Genomic DNA, 23,149 nt, shown 5'->3' on the forward strand with positions numbered 1-23,149 from the left:
CCGCCCCCGGCCGCGCCGCTCGGGGGCTGGCCCACGCCGCCCCCCCCCCGCCGGGGGCCTGGGCGGGGGCGGGGGGCGCGACCGCCCGAGGGGCAGGCATCGGGGGTGCGGGCGGCGCGGCGGGTTGCGCCGGCCGGGGGCTTGCGGCCGGGCCGATCAGATAGGCCAGCCGCCCTTCCTGGATCAGGGACGACAGGCAGGCCCGAACGAAATCCCCGTCCATGTGCCCCCGGCCGCTTGCCCCGGCCTCGAACAGGCAGCTTTGCACCAGGTGGTTGATGATCCGGGGGATGCCCTTGGACAAGGCGTGCAGATGCAGGATCCCGGCCTCGTCAAACACCTCGACCCCCGCATGGCAGGCGCAGCCCGAAACCCGGAAACGATGCGCGACATAGGCGACGCTGTCCGCCGGATCCAGCGGGGCCAGGCGGAACCGCCGCCCGATCCGGGCGCGCAGCCGGTCATGGGCGGGCTGCGCCAGAAGCGCGTCCAGTCCCATCGCCCCCACCAGCACAAGGGGGATGGCGCCCGGCGCATCGGTCAGCCCGGTCAGATAGCCCAGTCCCTTGTCGGACAGGGCTTGCGCCTCGTCCACGATCAACAGGTAGCTCTCGCCGCTGTCTCGGCAAGCCTGCGCCAGGGCCTGCGGGCCGGTTTCGGGGTCGTCGAAGGCCGGGGAATGGGGAATGCCCATGGCCTTGGGAAGCTGGTGGTGCAGGTCGATCAGATGCGCATGGCTTGCGCCGATCCGCACCAGCCGCCTGTCCGGGCAAAGAATGCCCAGGTGCTGGGCCAGCGTCGTCTTGCCGGTGCCCGCGTCGCCGGTCAGCACCAGGACGGACCGCGGCCCGCCGATGCAGGCCGCCATGCCGTCCAGGATCTGCCGATGGGCATCGGACAGAAACAAAAGGCCAGGGGCCGGGGAAGACCGGAAGCTGGGGCAAAAGGATGGCAATGGGGACCGGTCCATGATCCACTCCATCAGGCGGCAAGATCCTGGGGCAGGAACCCGCAATAATGGTTAAAGCCTAGACCGGATGGCGGATCATTTCCATGCAACTCCGGCGGTCATCCTGCGGCTTTTCCCGCAGGGCAGCGGGTCACCGATGCCGGTGCATCGGGTGTGATGGTGTTGTTCGAAGAATATGCCCCTTGGGTATCAGGATGGCGCTGCGCCATGACCGATGTCAGCCATGGCGGGCGTGCCACGGGAAGCATCCGAAACCTGCCGGTTCACTGGGCGCTGCGGCCTTCTGCGCGGTGATGCGGACGGGGTTTCAAGGCCGTCACATCGCCGCCTCGAACAGCGTGCGGGTATTCGGGGCGGTCATCGGCACGGGGTTGCCGCCGCAGGACGGGTCTTCCAGCGCCATGACGGTCAGTTCGTCCAGGCGGTCTGCCGTGACGCCCAGGGCGGACAGTCCCCGGGGGATCCCCAGGTCCCCACACAGCGCCACGATCCGGTCCCGAAAGCCGTCGAAGCCGCCCGGGATGCCCAGATAGGCGGCGGCGGCGGCGATCCGGTCCTCGATGGCGGGGCGGTTGAAGTCCAGGACGGCGGGCATCACCACGGCATTGGTGGTGCCGTGATGGGTGCCATAGACGGCGCCGACCGGATGGGACAGCGAATGGATCGCGCCAAGCCCCTTCTGAAAGGCCACCGCGCCCATCATCGCCGCGCTCATCATATGCGCACGGGCCAAGAGGTTGTCCGGCTGGCGATAGACGACCGGCAGGTTTTCGAACACCAGGCGCATCCCTTCCAGCGCGATGCCCTGGCTCATCGGATGGTAATGGGGCGAGGAATAGGCCTCAAGGCAATGGGCCAAGGCATCCATGCCGGTGCCTGCGGTGATGAAGGCAGGCATCCCGACCGTCAGCTCGGGATCGCAGATCGTGACAGCGGGCATCAGCCGGGGGTGGAAGATGATCTTCTTGCGATGGGTGGCGGAATTGGTCAGCACGCCCGCGCGCCCGACCTCGCTGCCCGTTCCGGCCGTGGTGGGCACGGCGACGATGGGGGCGATGGCCTTGGCATCGGCGCGGGTGAACCAGTCGTCCACGTCCTCCAGATCCCAGACCGACAGGCCGGGGCGCTGCCCGGCCATCAGCGCGATCATCTTGCCCAGATCCAGCGCCGATCCGCCACCAAAGCAGATCACCCCGTCATGCCCGCCTGCCCGATAGGCGGCGATGCCCGCCTGCATGTTCGCCTCGGTCGGGTTGGGGTCCACGTCGGAAAAGACCGCCCGGCCAAGCCCCGCGCGGTCCAGAACGTCAAGGGCCGTGGCGGTGATGGGCAGGGCTGCCAAGGCCTTGTCGGTGACCAGCAGCGGGCGCGACAGGCCCGCCGCCCTGGCATGGTCGGCCAGTTCCTGTATGCGGCCCGCGCCGAACTTGATGGCGGTCGGGTAGGACCAGTTGCGGTTGGGGACATCAAAGCTCATGTCACGCCCTTTTCAGGTGAAAGGATTTCGGGCGGGTCACGGCAAGGTAACCCAGATAGGACAGGCTGCCGCCGCGCCCGGTGTCCTTGCAGCCCGTCCAACACAGCGCGGGATCCAGATAGTCGGCGCGGTTCATGAAGACGGTGCCGGTCTGGATCCGCGCCCCGATGGCTGCGGCGGCATCGTCGTCGCGCGTCCAGATGCTGGCGGTCAGGCCATAGGGGCTGTCGTTCATCAGGCGGATCGCCTCCTCGTCGTCGGTGACGCGCATGATGCCCACGACCGGGCCGAAGCTTTCCTCGACCATCACGCGCATGGAATGATCGACATCCACCAGCACCTGCGGGGCCAGATAGGCGCCGCCGTCGTCGCGGGGGAAATTGGCCGGATCAATCAGGGTCCGCGCGCCCTGCCCCACGGCCTCGGCCACCTGGTCGCGGACGGTCTGCGCGAAACGGACATGGGCCATGGGGCCAAGCGTCGTGGCGGGGTCCATCGGATCGCCCAGGTGCAAGGCGTTCACCCAGGCCACGGCCTTTTCGACGAATGCGTCATGCAGGCTGTCATGGACATAGATGCGTTCGATGCCGCAGCAGCACTGGCCGGAATTGAACATCGCACCGTCCATCAGGCCCTCGACCGCCGCGTCCAGATCGGCGTCGGCGCGGACATATCCGGGATCCTTGCCGCCCAGTTCCAGGCCCAGGGCCACAAAGGTGCCCGCCGCCGCGTGTTCGATGGCGCGGCCCCCCGCGACCGATCCGGTGAAGTTCACGAAATCGAAGGCCCGCGCCGCGATCAGGCCTTCGGTGGTCGCGTGATCCAGCACGACATTCTGGAACACGTCCTTCGGCACGCCGCCTGCGTGGAAGGCCTGGGCCAGCCGTTCGCCCGCCAGCAGGGTCTGGCTTGCGTGCTTGAGCACCACGGCATTGCCCGCGATCAGGGCCGGGACGATGGTGTTGATCGCCGTCAGATAGGGATAGTTCCAGGGCGCGATCACAAAGACCACGCCCAGCGGCTCTCGCGCCAGGACGCGGCGGAAGCTGGCGCTGTCCTCGATCACCTTGGGCGCCAGCGTCTCGGCGGCGATGTCGGCCATATAGTCGGTGCGGGCGTTCACGCCGCCCATTTCACCCGCGCCGAAGCGGATGGGGCGGCCCATCTGCCGGGCCAGTTCGGTGGCGATGTCGTCCTTCATCGCGGTCAGCGCGGCAACGCCCGCCTTGACCAGGGCAATGCGATCGTCCAGCGGGCGGGCGGCCCAATCCGCCTGCGCCGCCCGCGCGCGGGCAACAGCGGCCTGAGCGGCCTCGCGGTCCAGCGGTGTGCGCCGGATCAGAACCGATCCGTCAATGGGGGAAATCAGGGTGATGTCTTTCATGGTCGGTCCTGTCAGGCGCGTTCCAGCAGTCGGCGCAGGTCGTGGTCGGTGACGACGCGGTCGGTTTCGGCGATCTCCCATTCGGCGGCGTGGTGATAATGGTCGACCACATCGTCGCCAAAGGCACGCCTGTAAAGATCCGAAGCCTTCAGGCGGTCTGCGGCGTCGCGCAGGGTCCGGGGAACCTCTTGCACGTGGCCCGCCTGATAAAGGTCGCCCCGCATCTCGGGTTCCAGATCCAGCTTGCGGTCGATCCCGTCCAGACCCGCCGCCAGCAGCGCGGCGCAGGCCAGATAAGGGTTGGCGTCGGCGCCGGGGATGCGGCATTCGACGCGCACGGCCCTGGTCCCTTCGCCGCAGACGCGAAAGCCCGCCGTGCGGTTGTCGCAGGACCAGACAGCCTTGGTCGGCGCGAAAAGCCCCGCGCAAAAGCGTTTGTAGCTGTTCACATAAGGGGCCAGGAACACCATCATCTGATCGGCCCCGGCCAACTGGCCCGCCAGGAAATGCTTCATCGTGGCCGACATGCCATGCGCGTCGTCGGGGTCGTGGAAGGCGGGCTTGCCATCGGCCCACAGCGACTGGTGCACATGCGCCGCCGATCCGGCCTTGGCGGTGTCGTATTTCGCCATGAAGGTCACGGACTTGCCCCGCGACCATGCGATTTCCTTGACGCCCTGCTTGATGATCGTGTGGTTGTCGGCGGTGTCCAGCGCGTCGGAATAGCGATAGTTCACCTCGACCTGGCCCGCATCGGCCTCGCCCTTGGTGCTTTCGACGGGGATGCCCGCGCCATACAGGTGGTTGCGCACGGCGCGCATCACGTCTTCTTCCCGCGTGGTCTGGAAGATGTGGTAATCCTCGTTATAGCCCGAGGACGGCGTCAGCCCCGCGATGCCGCCGCGCAGGCTTTCATAGCTGTTGTCGAACAGATAGAATTCCAGTTCGGTGGCCATCATCGCGTCAAAGCCCATGTCGCGGGCGCGGGCGATCTGGCGCTTCAGGATCGCGCGGGGCGACACCGCCACCTCCTCATGGGTGTGGTGGTCCAGCAGGTCGCAGATCACCATGGCGGTGCCCGGCAGCCAGGGCAGGCGGCGCAGCGTCGTCAGGTCGGGGCGCATGACGTAATCGCCATAGCCCTGTTCCCAGCCTGCGCTGCGATAGCCGGGGACGGTGTTCATCTCCATGTCCAGGGCCAGCAGATAGTTGCAGCAATGGGTTTCCTTGTGGCCGCCGTCCAGGAAGAACCCGGCGTGGAACCGCTTGCCCATCAGGCGGCCCTGCATGTCGGGAAAGACCACCAGAACGGTGTCGATGTCCCCGGCATCGAAGGCCGTCTTCAGGGTTTCGAGTGTCAGGTTTGCAGGCATGATCGTCCATTCCCAGGATCATGCCGCCGGGCATGGGCGCCCGGCGGCAGGCGGCGTCAGCTGTACCGATAAGGGCGGCCCGCCTTGGCCATGACGTCGTTGTATCGCTTGCAGATTTCGACCACGCGGGCCTTGACCTCGGACTCGGCGGCGATCTCGTCCCAGAAGGCGCGGGCACGTTCCTCGACCGTGGCCCATTCCTCGTCGGGGATCGAGGTCAGTTGCAGCTTGGGGCCGTTCACGCGCAGATCCGCCTCGCCGCCCCAATACCACCACTGGCGGTAATAATGGGACTGCTCGAAGCAGACCTCCATCAGCATCTTCAGCTTGTCCGGCACCTCGGCCCAGCGGTCGGCATTGGCGAAGAAATGCCCGATCCACGCGCCGGAAATGTTGTTGGTCAGGAAATACTGGGTCACGTCCGCCCAGCCGACGGTGTAATCCTCGGTGATGCCGGACCAGGCGATGCCGTCCAGTTCCCCGGTCTGCAGGGCCACCTGGATATCCTCCCATGGCAGTTGGACCGGCACGACGCCGAACTGCGCCAGGAACCGGCCTGCGGTGGGAAAGGTGAAGACGCGCTTGCCGTCCAGGTCGGCAAGGCTGTTGATCGGATCCTTTGTGGCGAAATGGCAGGGATCCCAGGCCCCGGCCGAGATGTGCTTGACGCCCACCGCCGAATACTCCTGGTCCCAGATTTCCTTCAGCCCGTACTGGTTGAACAGCACCGGCACATCCAGGCTGTAGCGGCTGGCAAAGGGGAAATATCCCCCGAAGACCGTCACCTCGGTCGGGGACTGCATGGAATCGTCGTCCGACTGCACCGCGTCGATGGTGCCGTTCTGCATGGCGCGGAACAGTTCGGACGTGGGCACAAGCTGGTCGGCATAGAACAGCTCGATCTGCATCTGGCCCTCGGCGATGGCGTTGAAGCGGTCGATGGCGGGCTTGACCACATGTTCGCCCAGGGCGGCGCCCGCATAGGTCTGCATCCGCCAGCGGATCGGCGCGCCCTGCGCATGGACGGCGGGCGCGGCCAGCGTGGCGGCCCCCGCGGCCAGGGGGGCGGTCATCAGAAACTTGCGTCGTGTCGTCATCTGAACCTCCGATGTGTTGGGAAACGGGGCGGTGTGGCCCGCCCTGTCGTTCATTGTCCGTAAACCTGACCCGGCAGCCACAGCGCGATCTGCGGGAAGGCCATGATGATCGCCAGCGTCAGGATCATGATGCCGACGATGGGCACGATGGACCGATAGATGTCGCCCAGCGTCACATGGTCCGGGGCCAGCGCCCGCATCAGGAACAGGTTATAGCCGAAGGGCGGGGTGATATAGGCGATCTGGCAGGTGATCGTGTAAAGGATGCCGTACCAGATCAGGTCGAATTCCAGCGCGCGCACCAGCGGGATATACAAGGGCGCCACGATCACCAGCATGGCCGTGTCGTCCAGAAACATCCCCAGCAGCAGGAAGGACACCTGCATCAGGATGATGACCTGCCACCGGGTCAGGCCCAGATCCTCGAGGAAAAAGGCCTCGATGGCGCGCACCGCGCCAAGCCCGTCGAAGACCGCGCCAAAGGCAAGTGCCGCCAGCAGGATCCACATGAACATGCAGGTCACGTTCAGCGTCCCGCGCAGGCAGGATTCCCAGATGGCGCGCGTCCAGCGGCCCTTGAACACCGCCACCAGCGAGGCGATGACCGCGCCCACGACCGAGGATTCGACCAGGCTGACATAACCCGCCACGAACGGCCCCATCATGGCGCCGAAGATCACAAGGGGGGTGATGCCCGCGCGCAGCAGGCGCAGCCTTTCGCCCCAGGTGATCCGGGACAGTTCCTGGGCCGAAAGGCGCGGGGCAAGACCCGGGTTCAACCCGCAGCGGATCAGGACATAGACGATGAACAGCCCCGCCATCAGCAGGCCCGGAAAGACGCCAGCCAGCCACAGATGCCCGACCGGCTGGCGCGCGATCATGGCATACAGCACCAGCACGATGGACGGCGGCACCAAGATGCCCAGGGACGATCCGCCCTGGATGATGCCCGTGACCATCACCTTGTCATATCCGCGCCGCAGCATTTCCGGCAGGGCGATGGTGGCGCCGATGGCAAGGCCCGCGACCGACAGCCCGTTCATGGCCGACACCAGCACCATCAGCAGGATGGTCCCCACCGCCAGGCCGCCCGGCACCGGGCCGAACCAGACATGGAACATCCGGTAGAGATCGTCCGCCATGCGGGTTTCCGACATCACGAAGCCCATCCAGACGAACATCGGCAGGGTCAGCATCGGAAACCAGTTCATCAGCTTGATGGCGCTGGTGAAGGCCAGATCGTGTCCGCCCCGGTCGCCCCACAGGGCAATGGCCGCGATCACCGCGACAAAGCCGATGCCGGCAAAGACCCTCTGGCCGGTCATCAGCAGGGCCAGCATCCCCAGGAACATCGACAGGGCGATCAGTTCATAGGACATCAGGGACGCCCTTCGGGGATCGGATTGCCGCGCAGCGTGGCGATGTCACGGATCAGGAAGGCCAGCGATTGCAGCAGCATCAGCAGGACGCCCGTGCAGATCACGATCTTGATCGGCGCCATGTAGGGCCGCCACACGGTGCGCGACCGCTCGCCGATCTCCAGCGCATAGATCGTGCTTTCGATGCCGCCCCACAGGATCACCGCCAGAAAGACGATCAGCGCCAGAACCGTCACGCAGTCCACCGCCGCGCGCGTCCTGACCGACCAGCGGGAATACAGCAGGTCCATCCGCACATGCGCGCCCCCCATCAGCGAATAGGCGCCGCCCAGCACGACATAGGCGATCATCGTGAACTGCGCCATTTCCTGCGTCCACAAGGCAGGGCGGAAAAAGGCCTTGGCAATGACCGACCATGCCAGGACACCGGCCAGCACGAACAGCAGATACAGCGCCAGGCGCCCGACCAGGCGGTTGACCGTCTCGACGGCGCGCACAAAGCCAAGCGCCAGGGCCGGCATCAGTCGCCCCCTGACGGCAACAGGACATGGCGCGCGAAAACGCGTCGGAATGGCAGCAAGGCCACGATTCTTCTCCCTGTTTTCCGATCAGCGTCCTCTCTGTTCTTGCGTTCTGTCAAGAACTTTTCATTTGATCGCTTCCTGATAAGATCATTCCAGAACCAGGCAGGAGGGCGTCGTGACCATCGAACAGCGGATGCGCGCCAGCCTGGCTTCGCTGACGCGGGCGGAACGGCAGGCCGCCACTCATATCCTGTCGCATTTCCCGATGTCGGCCCTGGGCTCCATCACGATGCTGGCCAGCGCGGCGGGGGTATCGGCGCCGACGATCGTGCGGCTGGTGCAGAAGCTGGGCTTCAAGGGCTATGCCGAATACCAGGCCGTCCTGCGGGCCGAGGTCGGGCGGCTGCTGGCCGCGCCCCTGGCCCTGCCCGACCACGAGCCGCGCCGCCATCCCATGCAGGCCTTCGCGACGCAGGCGATCACGAATATCCAGGCCACGCTGGACCAGATCACGACGCAGGAATTCGACGCGGCGGCGGCGCTTCTGGCCGATCCCTGCCGCCATGTCGCCGTGATGGGCGGGCGGCTGACCCATGCCCATGCCGATTACATGGCGACCCTGCTGCGCGTGATCCGGCCCGGCGTCACCTATGTCTCGGATCACCTGACCGACTGGCAGCAGGCCCTGCTGGATCTGCGGACAGGCGACGCGGTGGTGATCTTCGACATCCGCCGGTACGAGGCCAATGCCGTCCACATGGCCGAACTGGCGGCCCGCCAGGGGTCAAGGGTCGTGCTGATCACCGACCACTGGCTGTCGCCCGCCGCGGCCCACGCCCATCACACCCTGCCCTGCCGCATCGACATGCCGGCGGCCTGGGATTCGACCGTCACGATCCTGATGCTGGTCGAGGCGCTTCTGGAACGTGTCCAGGGCCATTGCGCCGACCAGGTGCAGGACCGCCTGAACCGGCTGGAGGATGTCTTTGCCAAGACGCGCCTTTTCCGGGCGCCAAGGCTGGGACGCTGAGACAGCGTTGAATGTCGTGGACCGCCTCCACGCAGCCGTCCTGTGGGGGAACTGCAACGGCTTGACCGACCCGCTGGCCGGGGTCAACGGCGCAAGGATCAGCGGGTTATGGTGCGAAAGGCGGGTTGACCCGCTTCGATCCTGATCTTTCCTCAAAAAGTGGCTGCATTCAACGTCAGCGCGGGGGCCGCGAGCCTCGTCTCGGCGCCGTCGGCCTGCCGGTCGGCCCTCGACCCGGACGCGATCCGTATGCCCGGCCCTGTTCTGGCGCAGGGGCGCCGTCTCATCCAGCAACGCCCCCTCGGCGCAGGCTGTCGTCGAAAGCGATCGGCCGGGTCTGCGACCGGGACGCATCTTGCGCAAATAAGCAGATTGCCAAAACAAATTTCAGTCATGCGTGACGCTTGGCTAGCGTCTTTCCCATGAACCCGATTGGAAAGGATCCGAACGATGGCTGACGACATGCTGCATGTCATGGAATGGCACAACGGCGAGAAGGACTTTTCGCCTTTTTCCGATACCGAGATGACGCGCCGCCAGAATGACGTGCGCGGCTGGATGGCGGAAAACAACGTCGATGCGGCGCTGTTCACGTCCTATCACTGCATCAACTACTACTCGGGCTGGCTTTACTGCTATTTCGGGCGGAAATACGGCATGGTCATCACCGACAGCGCCGCGACCACGATCAGCGCGGGCATCGACGGCGGCCAGCCGTGGCGGCGCAGTTTCGGCGGCAACGTCACCTATACCGACTGGCGGCGCGACAACTTCTATCGCGCGGTGCGCCAGCTGACGCCGGGCGTCAAGCGGCTGGGGATCGAGTTCGACCACGTCAACCTGGATTACCGCCGCCAGCTCGAGGCCGCGCTTCCGGGGGTGGAGTTCGTGGACATCGCCCAGCCGTCGATGTGGATGCGGTCGATCAAGTCGGCCGAGGAACACAAGCTGATCCGCGAAGGCGCGCGCGTTTGCGACGTGGGCGGCTGGGCGGTCGCGGGGGCGGTCAAGGCGGGCGTGCCGGAACACGAGGTGGCCATCGCCGGGACCAACGCGATGATCCGGGAAATCGCCAATTCGTTCCCCTTTGTCGAACTGATGGACACCTGGACCTGGTTCCAGTCGGGCATCAACACCGACGGCGCCCACAACCCGGTCACCAACAAGAAGATCCAGTCGGGCGAGATCCTGTCGCTGAACACCTTCCCGATGATCTTCGGCTATTACACCGCGCTGGAACGAACGCTGTTCTGCGACCACGTGGACGACGCGAGCCTGGACATCTGGGAAAAGAACGTGGCCGTGCACCGGCGCGGTCTGGACCTCATCAAGCCCGGCGCGAAATGCAACGAGATCGCGCTGGAACTGAACGAGATGTATCGCGGCTGGGATCTGCTGCAATACCGCAGCTTCGGCTATGGCCACAGCTTCGGGGTGCTGTCGCATTATTATGGCCGCGAGGCGGGGGTGGAGCTGCGCGAGGACATCGAAACGGAACTCAAGCCCGGCATGGTCGTGTCGATGGAACCCATGGTGATGCTGCCCGAGGGAACGCCCGGCGCCGGCGGATACCGCGAACACGACATCCTGATCGTGACCGAGGACGGGGCCGAGAACATCACCGGCTTCCCCTTCGGCCCCGAACACAACATCATCAGGAACTGACCCCTGCGCCGCGAACGGGCCTGCCATGCAGGCCCGTTTCGGGTGTCAGAATTCGGCCAGCAGCGCCTCGACAATGCCGCGCGTGCAGACCTCCAGCAGCAGCTCGCCCTTTTCCGCCGTCGCCTCTTTCGGCGAGGACAAGGTGCCCGCCGCAGGCGTCCATTCGGGCTTGACCGGATACACGTCATAGGGGGGAAAGGTCGCGGGCGTCACGTCCACGGCCCGGGCCAGATCCACGAACTGCGGATACAGCGCCAGCATCAGCGAGGTTTCCAGAACGCCGCCATGTTCCAGCGCCCAGCCGGGAAAGCCGTTCGGATACAGCCGGGCGATGTCGTCGTCGCCCACGAAGTCCCAATAGGACAGCACCACGATCTTCATGTCGGCGATCCCGTCCCAGCGCAATTCCCGCAGGGCCAGGTCGATGCCCTCGATGATGAACCAGGAATTCTCGTAATGCCCGTTGACCAGGCAGATCTTGCGCACGCCGTGGCGGGCGAATTCGCGGATCACGTCGCGCAGCGCCGCCACCAGGGTCGCGCCGTCGAGGCTGGTGGTGCCGGGCAGGTGGTTGCCGCCCCCCGATTTCTGATGCGACTTGTAGCCATAGGTGAAGGGCGGCGCCACCATCCCGCCCACCACCAGCGCCGCACGACGGGCGAATTCCGTGGGCAGCAGCACATCGACATGCAGCGGCATGTGGTGGCCGTGCTGTTCCATCGACCCGATCGGGATCAGGATCGGCGTGGCGCCGTCCCTGACGGCCGCATGATAGTCCGGCCAGGCCAGTTCCGAGGCGAATGCGGTCTTGTGCGGCATGGGGCATCCCGTGTGTTGAGGCTTTCCCCCGGACTAGAGTTTTCCGTTGAACATAAGTGAAATATAAAGGCCCAATCCTTGCATTGCCGGGGCAAATCCATGGCCGGACTGACCAATCTTCCAACCGATCTGCTGCGCACCTTTATCGCCGTCGTGGAACTGGGCGGCCATTCCCGCGCCGGTGCCGCCCTGGGCCGCAGCCAGCCTGCGATCTCGCTCCAGATCCGCCGGCTGGAGGAACTGGTCCGCGCGCCCCTGCTGGCCCACGAGGGCCGCGCCATCCTGCCCACCCCGGCGGGCGAGGCGCTGCTGAGCTATGCCCGAGAGATGGTGCGCATCAACGACGAGGCGGTGCGATACTTCCACCGTTCCGACAAGACGGGCGTGCTGCGCATCGGCCTGCCCACCGATTACGCGGTGGCGTTCCTTCAGGGCACCCTGACCCGCTACATCCACGGCCACGCCGATGTGGAGCTGGAGGTGCATTGCGATCTGTCGCGCGAACTGCACCAGCACCTGCGGTCGGACGATTTGGACATCATCGTGGCGGTGATGAGCGACGCCACGATGCCCTATCTGTCGCGGATGTGGACCGAGCAGCCGATCTGGGTCGCGGCCGAGGATTTCCATCTGCCCGCCCATGCCCCCGCCCTGCTGGGCGCCCATCCCGAGGGCTGCGATTACCGGGCGCGCATGATCCAGGCGATGGACACGATCGAACGCCGTTGGCGCATCGTCTATACCGGGCCGGGCATTTCAGGGCTGCAAACCGCCGTGGTCAACGGGCTGTGCGTCACCGCCCTGACGCGGGCCACGCTGCTGCCGGGGATGCGGCTGTTGCGCGAATCCGAAGGCTTTCCGGCCCTGGAGCCGCTGCGCGTGGGCCTGTTCTACAAGCATCCGCGCCTGTCGGCGGCGGGGCTGTCGCTGGTCAGCGATCTGGTGGCCGACCTGGAACGCGTCGGATCGGGCGTCCAGGCGGTTCCCGCCTGACCGATAACGCCCGCAAATGGTCGGATTGGAAGAACCGATTTTGTGTGGGGGGCTGCCTCTCCTAGCCTGAACGCCAGAACAAAAGACAATCTGACAGGGGTGATGACATGACACGGACCGACAAGACCCGTTCCGGCCTGACGCGGCGCGCGACACTGGCGCTGGGGGCGGCGGCGCTGGCCACGCCTATGCTGTCGCGGCGCGCCTTTGCCGCGCCCACCGAGCTGACCATGCTGGCCTGGTACGGCCACGCCGAGCCCGACATGGTGGCCGAGTTCGAGGCCGCCAACAACGTCAAGTTCGTGCCGAAATACTATACCGGCGGCGACAACATGCTGGGCCTGATCTCGCAATCCCCGCCCGGCACCTTTGACGTGATCCTGTCGGACGCCGAATATGTCCAGCAGCTGAACGCGGCGGGCTATATCGAGGCGCTGGATCCGGCGGACTACCCATTCGATGACTTTTTCCCCGAATTCCACAAGTTCCCCGGCCATTGGGACGGCGACACGCTGTATTCGGTCATCACCCGCTTCGGGTTCCTGGGCGTGGCCTACAACACCGACGCCCTGACCGAAACCGAGGCCTCGACCTATGACGTGTTCTGGGATCCGCGCCTGACGGGCAAGGTCGGCCATTTCGACTGGCACCTGCCGAACCTGGGCCAGATCAGCCTGCTGAACGGCAATCCAAGCCCCTATGACATCGACGAGGCGGCATGGGAGGCGGTCAAGGAAAAGACCCTGACCCTGCGCCCGCAGGTGGGCGGCTTCTTCGATTACGGCGGCACCTTCGCATCGCTGAACAACGGGCAGATGCTGGCCTTTGCGGGCATTGGCGACTGGATCACCGGCACGTTGGAACGAAACGGTGCCAAGGTGCGCAGCGTGATCCCCGAACAGGGCGGGCTTCAATTCACCGAAAGCTTCTCGATCGGCAAGGGATCGGCCAAGGCCGACCTGGCCAGGAAGTGGATCCAGTATATCACCTCGCCCGAGGGGCAGGCGAAATCGGCCCAGATGGCCGCCTATCCCTGCATCGTTCCCAGCCAGAAGGGATGGGAGGTTCTGGCCGCCCAGAACCCCGACGAGGCCAGGCGCCAGGGCATGGTCGAAGGCCCCGGCAGCGCCATCGACCTGATCCGCACCGGCCGCATTCAGTATCGCCAGCTTCCCGTCCAGCAGTCGCTGGAGGACTGGAACGACTTCTGGTCGGACTACAAGGGCGCCTGATCGGCGCACCTTGCCGCGGCGGGGCAGACGCCCCTCCTGTTCCCCGCCGCACCCCCCAGCCCCGAGGTTTCCATGCGCCGTCCCGTCTCGCTCTATGGTCTGACCTTTTCGCTGCCGCTGCTGATCTGGCAGCTTCTGTTCTTCGTCTTTCCGCTGGTCTTCCTGATCGCCCTCAGCTTCTGGACGGTGCGGAATTTCCGGATGCAGGCGGATTTCGACACAGTCAACTGGACGACCATGTACGGCCGGGCGATCTTCTGGCAGGCCTATGGCACCACGCTGGCGCTGGCTGCCGGGGCGGCGGTGCTGACCAGCCTGCTGGCCTTTCCGGTGGCTTACGCCATCGCCTTCAAGCTGTCGGACCGCGCCCGCCGCTGGGCCATCATGCTGATGGTGATCCCGTTCTTCACCAGCTATCTGGTGCGGGTCTATTCCTGGCAGGTGTTCCTGTCGGACGCGGGGCTCATCAACGTGATGCTGGGCTGGGTCGGCCTTGGTCCTTACGGCCTTCTGAACACGCCGGGCGCCACGCTACTGGGCTTTGTGACGCTGGCCTTTCCGCTGGTGGTGCTGCTGCAACTGTTCAGCCTGATCTTCATCGACCGCACCCTGATCGAGGCCGCCCACAACATGCGCTGCGGCCGGTTGCGCACGGTGTTCGCCGTGGTGATCCCGTCCGCCCGCGTGGGCCTGGTGATCGCGGCGCTGTTCGCCTTTATCCTGTCCTTCGGCGATTTCGTCAGCCCGATCTATCTGGGTGGCGGCGATCCGACCACGCTGTCGATCCTGATCACCGACACCACCAAATCGGGCCAGCAATGGCCGCGCGCCGCCGTCATCGCGCTGACCATGATCGTCACGCTGATGGTGGTGGCCTTCCTGTCGATCCGCTTTGCCTATCGGGGGCGCAAATGAATCAGGAAAACGAGGCCAACCGCAACCCGTTCGTCAACGGCGCGCTGAAGCTGTATGTCCTTCTGGCCTATCTGTTCGTCTTTGCCCCGATCCTGGCCAGCTTCGTGTTTTCCTTCAACTCGGACCGCTTTCCGTCGATCCCGCTGGGCGATTTCTCGACCGAATGGTATCGGGCGGTGGCGGCCGACCCGCTGGTCTGGGAAGGCCTGCGCAACACGCTGCTGGTGGGGGTGGTGGTGGGGGTGATCTCGACCGCGCTGGGGTTCGGGGCGGCCTATACCGACTATCGCTATCACTTCATGGGCAAGCAGGTCTATCTGGCGCTGGCGCTGCTGCCGCCGACCATTCCGGTGGTCATCATGGGTCTGGCGATGCTGGCGTTCCTGTCGCGGGTGAACCTGTCGGGCGACGCGCTGGCGGTCATCATCGCCCATGTGGTGATCTGCGCCCCCTTCGCCATGGCGGTGATCCGGCTGCGGCTGTCGCAGATGGACCCGTCGCTGGAACCCGCGGCCTGGAACCTGGGCGCGTCCGAATGGGCGGCGATGCGCCATGTCGTGATCCCCTTTTGCCGCCCCGCGATCCTGGGGGCGCTGTTCGTGACCATGGCCGTGTCCTTTGACGAATTCGCCATCGCCTGGTTCGTGTCGGGCCTGAACGAAACGCTGCCGGTCAAGGTGCTGGGCTTTCTGCAAGGCCAGGTCAGCCCGCGCATCAACGCCATCGGCACCTTTGTCTTTGTCACCACCATGACGCTTCTGATCCTGGCGCAACTGCTGCTGGGCCGCCCCGATGCCACGGAAAAGGAATGACATCGTGACCCAAGACCCCACCCAGGATCCCCTTGTCACCTTTGACGGGGTCGCCAAACGGTTCGGCAGCTATACCGCCGTGCAGAAGATGGACCTGCAGATCCATCAGGGCGAATTCCTGGCCATCATGGGCTCGTCGGGCTGCGGCAAGACGACCACCCTGCGAATGCTGGCGGGGCTCGAGGCGCCGTCCGAAGGCGTGATCCGCCTGTCGGGGAAACCCATCAACGACCTGCCCAGCTGGTCGCGCGACACGCCGATGGTCTGGCAGAGCCTGGCGCTGTTCCCGTTCCTGTCGGTGATCGAGAATGTCGAATTCGCCCTGAAGATGCGCGGCATGGGCCGGGCCGAACGCCGCGCCCGCGCCGAACAGTGGCTGGACCGGATGGGGATCGCCGAATTCGCGGACCGCAACATCAGCCAGTTGTCGGGCGGACAGCGCCAGCGCGTGGCCCTGGCCCGGTCGCTGGTGGTCGAGCCGCAGATCCTGCTGCTGGACGAGCCGTTGTCGGCGCTGGACGCGGCGCTGAAGGTGCGGATGCAGTCGGTCCTGAAGACCCTGCAGCGCGAAACCGGCATCACATTTGTTTATGTCACCCACAGCCAGTCCGAGGCGTTTTCCATGGCCGACCGCGTGGTCATCATGAGCCGCGGCAAGATCGAACAGATCGGCACTCCGCAAGAGATCTATCGTGCCCCCCGAACGTCCTTCGTCGCAGACTTCCTGGGATCGTCGAACATCTTTCCGGGCCAGTTGACGCGCGACGGGCAAGGGCAGCCGATCATCGCCACGCCCAGCGGCGATTTCGCCCTGCCCGCGGGAAACACCCTGGGCATCGCAGGCCAGTCGGCCAGCCTGACCGTGCTGGACACCCGGATGCAAATCCACCTGCAGCCGCCAGGGGACGCGCGCAATTCCGTCGCCGCGCGCATGATCGGCGAGGAATTCGTCGGCGCCACCGCGACGATCTATTTCGAGACGGAGGATGGCCGGGAAATCCGGGTGCAGAAGGCGCACGAAGACCTTGCCGACCTGTCCCTGGCGATCGGCAAGCCCTTTCACCTGTCCTGGTCGCCCGCGGATGGACATCTTGTTTCGGAATGACCCGCCGCCAGGCGACGAATGTCGCGCCCCCGACATGCCGGACGGGGTGTCGCCAGCCTTGGCGCACAGCTTCCTGCATGCGGGCCGCCTGGGTCCGGTCTGGCTTCCAGACCTATCGAAACCGGCGCCAAGGCCGGGTCGCGTCGCGCGGTCGTGGCGAAACGATGTCCCGCAACAGGTGCAGGGCGCGTCCCAGGCTGTCGTGCGAAATGACGGGCTTCTGGCCGACACTGCGCGCCGGATCGTCAGGCTTGTGGCTTGGGCGGGCGGGCGCAGTTCTGGAACCTTGCCGCCGTTGCCGCCGTTTCCGGGCTAGCACGCGGCAGGGATCAGGAAATCCTTCAGGGCGGCGTTGAACGGCGCCGCCGATTCCAGGTTGACGATATGCCGTCCCGGCAAGGACAGGTGGCGGCCGCGTTGCACGCCAGCGGCAATCGCCATCAGATCGGCGGGCGGGCAGACCGGATCGTCGTCGCCGGACACCGCCAGAAGCGGGTTGGCGATCCGGTCAAGCCCGTCGCGCAGATCCGCCCCGGCAAGGGCGGCGCAGCATCCGGCATAGCCTTCGACCGAGGTTGCGGCAAAGCTGTCCAGGATCGCGTCCACCGCGTCGGGCCGGGCTGCGCGGAACGCGGGCGTGAACCAGCGTTCGGCGGTCGCGGGGACAAGGCTTTCCAGGCCGTTCCCCTTGACCTCGTCCATGCGGGCATGCCAGCCTTCGGGCGTGCCGATCCGGGCGGCGGTGGCGCAGACCGCGATCCGGTCGAAGCGCGGCCCGTGATGAATGCCCAGCCATTGCCCCGTCAGCCCGCCGATGGACAGGCCGCAGAAATGGGTGCGCTCGATGCGCAGCGCATCCAGAAGCGCGATGACATCCCCGCCCAGATCGGCCAGGCTATAGGTCGGCACGGGGGCCCCGGACCTGCCATGCCCGCGCCGGTCATAGCGCAGGATGCGGAAATCCCTGGAAAAGTCCGCAATCTGGGCGTCCCACATGTGAAGATCGGTGCCCAGGGAATTGCAGAAGGTCAGCCACGGCTTGTCCCCTGCCCCGTCGTCGACGCGGTAATGCAGCTTGTGGGTCGGCAGGTTCAGATGGGGCATGGTTGGGCTTTCTGGGGACATGTGGGCGCGCAGCCGGGACCGCGCGCCCTTGCTTGATGCAGAAATCAGGCAGAGGCCAGTTGGACCGCCTTGGCAGTGCGGGCGTTGCTGAGCGCATAGACGCCCATTGCCACGGCCGAGACCACCGCAGGGATCGCGAAGATCAGGAAGTTCTGGCCCAGCGGCAGTTCGCGCGCCGACAGCACCCCGCCAAAGGTCGGCCCGACGATGGCACCGACCCGGCCCACGCCCGAGGCCCAGCCAAGCCCGGTCGAACGCACCGACATGTTGTAGAGCTGCGCCACGCTGGCATAGAGCAGGATCTGCGTGCCGATGGTGGTGGCGCCGGCCATGAACACCAGCGCGAACAGCAGAACGGGCGCAGGGTTCGCGCCGATCAGCGCGATAGACAGCGCGGCGGCCACGAAAAAGCCCACCACGACCTTGGGCAGGCCGAACCGGTCGCCCATGCGCCCGCCCAGGATCGCCCCCGCCATGCCGCCGAAGTTCAGCGAGAACAGCGACAACAGGCTGGCGCGTTCGGCATAGCCCGCCTCTTGCAGCACCTTGGGCAGCCAGGACGACAGCAGATAGACCAGCAACAGGCAGCAGAAGAACGACACCCACAGCATGGCCGTGCGCAGGCTGCGGCCGTGGCGGAACAGTTCCGCGATCGAGGCCTTGGCGGTCTTGGTTTCGGTGAACACCAGCCGGTCGTCGGCGCCCAGGGCCGTGCCGGGGTTGATCCTGGCGAAGATCCGCTTGGCTTCGTCCTGCCGGCCCTGGCTGATCAGGAAGCCCAGCGATTCCGGCAGCTTCCACAGCACCAGCGGCAGCAGCATCAGCGGCGCGGCGGCCAGAAAGAACATCGGCTGCCAGCCGAAGCTGGGAATGACGCCGATGCCGATGCCCGCCGCCAGCATGCCCCCGATGGAATAGCCCGAGAACATGATCGCCACCATGGTGCTGCGCAGCCGCTTGGGCGCGTATTCGTTCATCAGCGCGACCGCGTTGGGCATCAGTCCGCCGCAGCCCAGGCCCGCGATGAAGCGCATCACCTTGAACGGTTCGGGCGTGTTGGCGAAGCCCGTGGCCACCGTGGCCGAGGTGAACAGCACAAAGCTGATCGCCACGCCCTTCTTGCGGCCGATCCTGTCGGCCAGCGGCCCCAGCGTCAGGGCCCCGAACATCATGCCGAACAGCGCCCAGGCCTGCAGCGCGCCGGCCTGCGGCTTGGTCAGGCCCCATTCGGCGATCAGCGTGGGCAGCACGGTGCCGGCCACGAACACGTCATAGCCGTCCACCACCAGCAGCGCGCCACACAGCGCCACCACCATCCATTGAAACCGTCCGAACGGGCTTTGGTCGATGGCCTCGTTCACGTCTATCGTGCGCATTCCTGTTGCCCTCCCAGTTATTGGTTCAGTTCTTGGTCAGCCGGTGCCGCCTCCCGCGGCGCCCATCCCGTGCCGCTTCCGGCGGCGCCTTATCCCGTGTCGCCTCCGGCAACGGGCAGAACGGTTCCGGTGATGTAGGACGCCTCGTCCGAGGCCAGGAACAGGATCGGCGCGGCCTGCTCCTCGATCGTGGCATAGCGGTGCATCAAGGCCGATTGCTTCACCTGCGCCACCACCTCGGCCATCCAGGCCTTTTCGTCTGCATTGTCGCCCTGGGCGTTGCGGGGGACGCGGCGGGGTGGGGCCTCGGTGCCGCCGGGGGCGGTGGCCACGACGCGGATGTTGTGGCCCGCCATTTCCATGGCCAGCGACTGCGTGATCGCGTTCACGCCGCCCTTGGCCGCCGAATAGGGCACCCGGTGGATGCCGCGCGTGGCGTTGGACGACACGTTGACGATGGTGCCGCCGCCCCGCGCCAGCAGATGCGGCAGCACCGCATGGCAGCAATACAGCGTCGGCATCAGCGAGCGGCGGATCTCGGCGTCGATCTGGGCCGGCTCGAACCGGGCGAAGGGCCGCATCCGGATCGCGCCGCCCATCGGTGTTGACGCCGATGGCGATGATGACGGCGACCGAGACGATCCGCCCGCCTCGACGGACCTTGAGGTAGGTGGCGTCGATCCAGAGATAGGGCCAGTCACCTTCGAGGGGGCGGTTCAGAAACGCCTTCACCTTGCCGTCGATCTCTTCGCAGAGCCGCGAGACTTGGCTCTTGCTGATCCCCGACATGCCCATGGCCTTGACCAGATCGTCCACGGACCGCGTCGAGATGCCCTGAACGTAGGCCTCCTGGATGACCGCCGTTAGCGCCTTCTCGGCCATCCGCCGGGGCTCGAGAAAGCCCGGAAAGTAGCTGCCCTTCCGAAGCTTCGGAATACGCAGTTCGACCGTCCCGGCGCGCGTCTCCCAGTCCCTGTCGCGGTAGCCGTTGCGCTGCGCCCGCCGTGCAGGGTCCTTCTCGCCATAGGCCGCGCCCGTCACAGCGCCGACCTCCAGCTCCATCAGCCGTTCGGCCGCAAAGCCGATCATCTCGCGCAGCAGGTCCGCATCAGGGGCCTTCTCCACAAGGTCGCGGAAGTTCATCATGTCGGTGGTCATCGGTGGTCCTCTCGGTTCTGGGTTGGCGTAAGCAACCAGACCCTAACCGAACATCGCCGGTGACCACCTCACCCAGAACCTACACCACGCTCAGGGACAGCATCGATCGACAGCCCACGCGCGGTTTCTCCGGTCATCCTGAACCACCGCGCGGGTGATGCGTCGCGCTATCTGAAACTGGTCAAGCAGCTGATCCGCGACATGTATGCCGAAAACCCGGTCTGGCTGGAGGCCAACAACCTTCGCGCCGTTACCGCCCAGGAAGACGACCCGGACAGATCGGGACAATAAGCGAATCTGCGCAGGCGCCCGGCCTGCCCGATCCCTGCGGATGCGCCTGTCGGCGGCGACCCAAGATTCCGCCATGCGACAACGCAGGTCCTAGGCCGGGTGCCGGTGGCTGGCGCGCTCCATGGGTATTGGCTCCCCTGGGGCGAAAACGACGCGATGCGATTTCAGGATTTTCAACGGCCTGCCGTGCCTTTCGTACCCTTCCGCTCCGTGGCTGCTGGCCTGCATGAAGCAGGCCTGGCATACCTGTTCTGGTGCGAAATCCTTTATCTGCCAAGACAGGTCATCTTTCATCATGACCGCAGAAAGTAACCCAACCACGGATTACTTTGCTGCATGGTCCGAACGGGCGTTCCGGCTTGGATCAAGGCCGTTTCAGCCTCATCGTGCACGATGACGGGATCAGGATTCGCAACGGAAAGGTAGGAAATTCCTTACGCTCTTCCCGCCGCTCAGGTTTTGAATGCGCCTGCAAACGACCGTTTTATCGACCCATATAAAATTGTAATCTGCCGCACTATTTGGCGCGGAGGTGGCGCGCGCCCGAGCGGCGGAGGCTAGACAGGTGTCGATCAGCCCGGTGCTGCACCGGGAGTCTGCTGCAACCGGTACGATCTTTGCGAACCATTCAGGCAGGCGCTCAGGGCGCTTTCGGGTGTCATGCCGTGATTTTTGACCTTGGCGATGACACACCTGCGACGTTCACTCTGTTTGGCTTGGGAGCCCGCGCAGATCTTCATGGCTTCCTCAAGACGGATGCCATGCCGTTCCCTCACTGTAGCCGCGCATTGGCGGATATCCCAGGCGGCATAGGCCGGCTGCGAGAGGATGATGAGAAGAGAGACGAACCCCTTCATGCAAGCTCTCCTAGTTTTTTTACTCGAGGGCGCCCTCTCGCGGACAGCCTCCGTCCAGAGATCATTCTAGCACCTATCGGGCTTGCTGCCATGGTCTTGCAGCGACCCGGCTGCGGCCATCAGGACGCGAAACCCTCAGGAGAGGCGGGTGTGCCGAACATGCTGACGGACGCTTCGTCATCGGCAGGAGGCGCGTGAGCCTCGGGTTCATCCTCCTTGCGGGCGTAGATTGTCTGCCAGTTGCTGATTAGGTCGGCCCGACCTTCTTGGCCAGTTTCAGGGGTCGGCCGGATGACCTCCCTTGCAGCTTTTGTGATTGTGGCAACCATGACCACCTCAGGGCTTTCACCTCCGGCTTGTTCACTTCCGGCCGGCCCGTGTCATCGAGATTGGGCTTGGCGTGGCGCGACATCTGAGCGCAGTCGTCCTCTCCGAACGCAGATGCGGGTGCTGGGAGACAGCGAAAAACGATGCCGACATCATGACCATCCATCTGGCATGGTTGTTTCAGGACATGCAGCAATCATCGCTGGCTGGCTGTCGGTGGTCACGTCATGGTGGCGTCGCCTATGTCGGCCCTGCCCTTCGGCGCGTTGTCGCCTCCACTCTTCAGGCTTGACCTTGTAATTGTCGACCCCCTGTCAGAAGTCGAACACTTGTCTCGTCACTCTGTCGTAGAGTTTTGCGACACGCTCATTAGCTGCCGATATACCGTTGTCCACCGCGGTGGACGGGCATGCGAGACACCATCGGCATAGCAGTAAGCACCCTGCCCTTCCCGATTGCAGCCCCGTCAATTGAGCCGAGCAGCTGCACGTCGTTGTTAGGTGCTGGTCCGCAACACGTAATTGCAACAAACGGTGCGGCTTCGGGGGTTTCCCCCAACTAATCATCGAGTGGTTCGGGTGGACACTACAGCCCAAACCATCGCGGCGTACCGCACAAGGGCCTGAGCGCGAACATCACTGACCTAGCCTTCAAAAGCTTGCGACGCTGTGACTATCATGTACTGCAAGATGTCGCCGGCTTCGAACGGGTGGTCTGTGCTCAACACGGGTAATCAAGTCCACCGAGGTGAACGGCGGTCACGCGGCTCGCCGTCCGAATGACTGGAGGCTCCAAGGCTCTTTTGGGGTTGCAAATGGCGTTTCGATCGGATGCTCGTACACCAGACTGCTGCACCCAAGGCGTCTTGCTCTGCAACAGATGCTTGTAGCGCCATCTTCCACCCCGGATGATCGTTATCTGCACGGTGGCGAAAAACGTGTCGGTCAGGCGACTGGCCGACACGTCGGCGATGATGGAGAGAGCCAAGCTCCTTTGGCAATCGGTGCCGCAACGATGGCGGTAGGTTGGATGCATTGCAATGTTCGAGGTGGTTGCAGAATGGGTAATTAAAGCTTCGGTGCTGACACTGCACTTGGGGCGGCTCTTTTGCTCAGTGTCGTCCAAGATTAATCAAAGCTCCCTAGGGCGTGTTGACGTTTGAGGATTTCCAAACTGATCGCTGGCTGATTCAAGGCTGCCAAATGGGAGGCAACCTTGATCCGCACGACGTTGACCGACA

At 65.2% G+C, this 23,149-nt stretch carries 20 protein-coding genes and 1 pseudogene; 7 read left to right on the top strand and 14 right to left on the bottom strand.

Annotated elements, in window-relative coordinates:
• From PARHAE_RS16915 to PARHAE_RS16945, 7 genes are all read right to left on the bottom strand, one after another.
• Nucleotides 1-907 (bottom strand): ExeA family protein (locus PARHAE_RS16915; RefSeq protein WP_164555299.1); only part of this gene is annotated, 907 nt, incomplete at its 3' end.
• A 379-nt stretch (nt 908-1,286) separates the two neighbouring features.
• Complete coding sequence (locus PARHAE_RS16920; RefSeq protein WP_126155743.1) at nt 1,287-2,447, bottom strand: iron-containing alcohol dehydrogenase; 1,161 nt, start codon at nt 2,445-2,447, stop codon at nt 1,287-1,289.
• Nucleotide 2,448: 1 nt separating this feature from the next.
• On the bottom strand, nt 2,449-3,831 hold the full coding sequence (locus PARHAE_RS16925; protein WP_126155744.1) for an aldehyde dehydrogenase family protein: 1,383 nt from the start codon (nt 3,829-3,831) through the stop codon (nt 2,449-2,451).
• Nucleotides 3,832-3,842: 11 nt separating this feature from the next.
• Complete coding sequence (locus PARHAE_RS16930; protein ID WP_126155745.1) at nt 3,843-5,204, bottom strand: glutamine synthetase family protein; 1,362 nt, start codon at nt 5,202-5,204, stop codon at nt 3,843-3,845.
• 56 nt (nt 5,205-5,260) lie between these two features.
• The gene (locus PARHAE_RS16935; protein ID WP_126155746.1) at nt 5,261-6,301 is read right to left on the bottom strand and encodes a TRAP transporter substrate-binding protein; all 1,041 of its coding nucleotides are present in this window, start codon (nt 6,299-6,301) and stop codon (nt 5,261-5,263) included.
• Between the two features lie 50 nt (nt 6,302-6,351).
• Nucleotides 6,352-7,680, bottom strand: coding sequence for a TRAP transporter large permease (locus tag PARHAE_RS16940; RefSeq protein ID WP_126155747.1), 1,329 nt, complete (start codon nt 7,678-7,680; stop codon nt 6,352-6,354).
• On the bottom strand, nt 7,680-8,201 hold the full coding sequence (locus tag PARHAE_RS16945) for a TRAP transporter small permease subunit (protein ID WP_126155748.1): 522 nt from the start codon (nt 8,199-8,201) through the stop codon (nt 7,680-7,682). The genes PARHAE_RS16940 and PARHAE_RS16945 overlap by 1 nt, the downstream gene beginning before the upstream one ends.
• Nucleotides 8,202-8,379: 178 nt before the next feature.
• On the opposite strand from PARHAE_RS16945, the gene PARHAE_RS16950 reads away from it, so the two are divergent.
• A complete protein-coding gene (locus PARHAE_RS16950) occupies nt 8,380-9,234 on the top strand; it encodes a MurR/RpiR family transcriptional regulator (protein WP_241232862.1) in 855 nt (284 codons plus the stop codon).
• A gap of 450 nt (nt 9,235-9,684) precedes the next feature.
• Nucleotides 9,685-10,899 carry a M24 family metallopeptidase gene (locus PARHAE_RS16955; RefSeq protein ID WP_126155749.1) on the top strand — a complete coding sequence of 405 codons (1,215 nt, stop codon included), beginning with the start codon at nt 9,685-9,687 and terminating at the stop codon, nt 10,897-10,899.
• Nucleotides 10,900-10,944: 45 nt separating this feature from the next.
• Here PARHAE_RS16955 and PARHAE_RS16960 read toward each other — a convergent pair whose 3' ends face one another.
• Nucleotides 10,945-11,718, bottom strand: a complete 774-nt coding sequence (locus tag PARHAE_RS16960) for a creatininase (RefSeq protein WP_126155750.1) — start codon at nt 11,716-11,718, stop codon at nt 10,945-10,947.
• Between the two features lie 99 nt (nt 11,719-11,817).
• Between PARHAE_RS16960 and PARHAE_RS16965 the strand changes: the two genes are divergently transcribed.
• The 5 genes from PARHAE_RS16965 to PARHAE_RS16985 all read left to right on the top strand — a co-directional run bounded on the left by PARHAE_RS16965 (nt 11,818) and on the right by PARHAE_RS16985 (nt 16,775).
• Nucleotides 11,818-12,711 carry a LysR family transcriptional regulator gene (locus tag PARHAE_RS16965; RefSeq protein WP_126155751.1) on the top strand — a complete coding sequence of 298 codons (894 nt, stop codon included), beginning with the start codon at nt 11,818-11,820 and terminating at the stop codon, nt 12,709-12,711.
• A gap of 107 nt (nt 12,712-12,818) precedes the next feature.
• On the top strand, nt 12,819-13,943 hold the full coding sequence (locus PARHAE_RS16970; protein ID WP_126155752.1) for a polyamine ABC transporter substrate-binding protein: 1,125 nt from the start codon (nt 12,819-12,821) through the stop codon (nt 13,941-13,943).
• 72 nt (nt 13,944-14,015) lie between these two features.
• Nucleotides 14,016-14,858, top strand: coding sequence for an ABC transporter permease (locus tag PARHAE_RS16975; protein WP_126155753.1), 843 nt, complete (start codon nt 14,016-14,018; stop codon nt 14,856-14,858).
• Entirely contained in the window at nt 14,855-15,670 is an 816-nt protein-coding gene (locus tag PARHAE_RS16980; protein ID WP_126155754.1) for an ABC transporter permease, read from the top strand. The genes PARHAE_RS16975 and PARHAE_RS16980 overlap by 4 nt, the downstream gene beginning before the upstream one ends.
• Nucleotides 15,651-16,775, top strand: coding sequence for an ABC transporter ATP-binding protein (locus PARHAE_RS16985; RefSeq protein ID WP_126155755.1), 1,125 nt, complete (start codon nt 15,651-15,653; stop codon nt 16,773-16,775). The genes PARHAE_RS16980 and PARHAE_RS16985 overlap by 20 nt, the downstream gene beginning before the upstream one ends.
• Nucleotides 16,776-17,087: 312 nt before the next feature.
• Here PARHAE_RS16985 and pcaD read toward each other — a convergent pair whose 3' ends face one another.
• The 6 genes and pseudogenes from pcaD to PARHAE_RS17020 all read right to left on the bottom strand — a co-directional run bounded on the left by pcaD (nt 17,088) and on the right by PARHAE_RS17020 (nt 23,034).
• Nucleotides 17,088-17,879, bottom strand: coding sequence for a 3-oxoadipate enol-lactonase (pcaD, locus tag PARHAE_RS16990; RefSeq protein ID WP_126155756.1), 792 nt, complete (start codon nt 17,877-17,879; stop codon nt 17,088-17,090).
• A 65-nt stretch (nt 17,880-17,944) separates the two neighbouring features.
• Nucleotides 17,945-19,276 carry an MFS transporter gene (locus PARHAE_RS16995; protein ID WP_126155757.1) on the bottom strand — a complete coding sequence of 444 codons (1,332 nt, stop codon included), beginning with the start codon at nt 19,274-19,276 and terminating at the stop codon, nt 17,945-17,947.
• Between the two features lie 89 nt (nt 19,277-19,365).
• A complete protein-coding gene (locus PARHAE_RS17000) occupies nt 19,366-19,875 on the bottom strand; it encodes an SDR family oxidoreductase (RefSeq protein WP_338142933.1) in 510 nt (169 codons plus the stop codon).
• Nucleotides 19,862-20,434, bottom strand: a pseudogene (locus tag PARHAE_RS17005) (IS256 family transposase); the annotation flags it as partial. The pseudogene PARHAE_RS17005 and the gene PARHAE_RS17000, both read right to left, overlap by 14 nt.
• 863 nt (nt 20,435-21,297) lie before the next feature.
• The gene (locus tag PARHAE_RS17015) at nt 21,298-21,582 is read right to left on the bottom strand and encodes a hypothetical protein (RefSeq protein ID WP_126155758.1); all 285 of its coding nucleotides are present in this window, start codon (nt 21,580-21,582) and stop codon (nt 21,298-21,300) included.
• A 1,047-nt stretch (nt 21,583-22,629) separates the two neighbouring features.
• Nucleotides 22,630-23,034, bottom strand: coding sequence for a hypothetical protein (locus tag PARHAE_RS17020; protein ID WP_126155759.1), 405 nt, complete (start codon nt 23,032-23,034; stop codon nt 22,630-22,632).
• Nucleotides 23,035-23,149: the final 115 nt, after the last annotated feature.

Origin of the sequence: Paracoccus haematequi, from assembly GCF_900631945.1 — a bacterium.
GTDB lineage: Bacteria > Pseudomonadota > Alphaproteobacteria > Rhodobacterales > Rhodobacteraceae > Paracoccus > Paracoccus haematequi_A.

Coding starts and splice junctions, on each gene's coding strand:
- PARHAE_RS16925 (WP_126155744.1), bottom strand. CDS start 3,831: ATGAAAGACATCACCCTGATTTCCCCCATTGACGGATCGGTTCTGATC.
- PARHAE_RS17015 (WP_126155758.1), bottom strand. CDS start 21,582: ATGAAGGGGTTCGTCTCTCTTCTCATCATCCTCTCGCAGCCGGCCTAT.
- PARHAE_RS16975 (WP_126155753.1), top strand. CDS start 14,016: ATGCGCCGTCCCGTCTCGCTCTATGGTCTGACCTTTTCGCTGCCGCTG.
- PARHAE_RS16995 (WP_126155757.1), bottom strand. CDS start 19,276: ATGCGCACGATAGACGTGAACGAGGCCATCGACCAAAGCCCGTTCGGA.
- PARHAE_RS16945 (WP_126155748.1), bottom strand. CDS start 8,201: ATGCCGGCCCTGGCGCTTGGCTTTGTGCGCGCCGTCGAGACGGTCAAC.
- pcaD (WP_126155756.1), bottom strand. CDS start 17,879: ATGCCCCATCTGAACCTGCCGACCCACAAGCTGCATTACCGCGTCGAC.
- PARHAE_RS16935 (WP_126155746.1), bottom strand. CDS start 6,301: ATGACGACACGACGCAAGTTTCTGATGACCGCCCCCCTGGCCGCGGGG.
- PARHAE_RS17000 (WP_338142933.1), bottom strand. CDS start 19,875: ATGGGCGGCGCGATCCGGATGCGGCCCTTCGCCCGGTTCGAGCCGGCC.
- PARHAE_RS16960 (WP_126155750.1), bottom strand. CDS start 11,718: ATGCCGCACAAGACCGCATTCGCCTCGGAACTGGCCTGGCCGGACTAT.
- PARHAE_RS16980 (WP_126155754.1), top strand. CDS start 14,855: ATGAATCAGGAAAACGAGGCCAACCGCAACCCGTTCGTCAACGGCGCG.
- PARHAE_RS16970 (WP_126155752.1), top strand. CDS start 12,819: ATGACACGGACCGACAAGACCCGTTCCGGCCTGACGCGGCGCGCGACA.
- PARHAE_RS16930 (WP_126155745.1), bottom strand. CDS start 5,204: ATGCCTGCAAACCTGACACTCGAAACCCTGAAGACGGCCTTCGATGCC.
- PARHAE_RS16985 (WP_126155755.1), top strand. CDS start 15,651: ATGCCACGGAAAAGGAATGACATCGTGACCCAAGACCCCACCCAGGAT.
- PARHAE_RS16965 (WP_126155751.1), top strand. CDS start 11,818: ATGGCCGGACTGACCAATCTTCCAACCGATCTGCTGCGCACCTTTATC.
- PARHAE_RS16955 (WP_126155749.1), top strand. CDS start 9,685: ATGGCTGACGACATGCTGCATGTCATGGAATGGCACAACGGCGAGAAG.
- PARHAE_RS16920 (WP_126155743.1), bottom strand. CDS start 2,447: ATGAGCTTTGATGTCCCCAACCGCAACTGGTCCTACCCGACCGCCATC.
- PARHAE_RS16940 (WP_126155747.1), bottom strand. CDS start 7,680: ATGTCCTATGAACTGATCGCCCTGTCGATGTTCCTGGGGATGCTGGCC.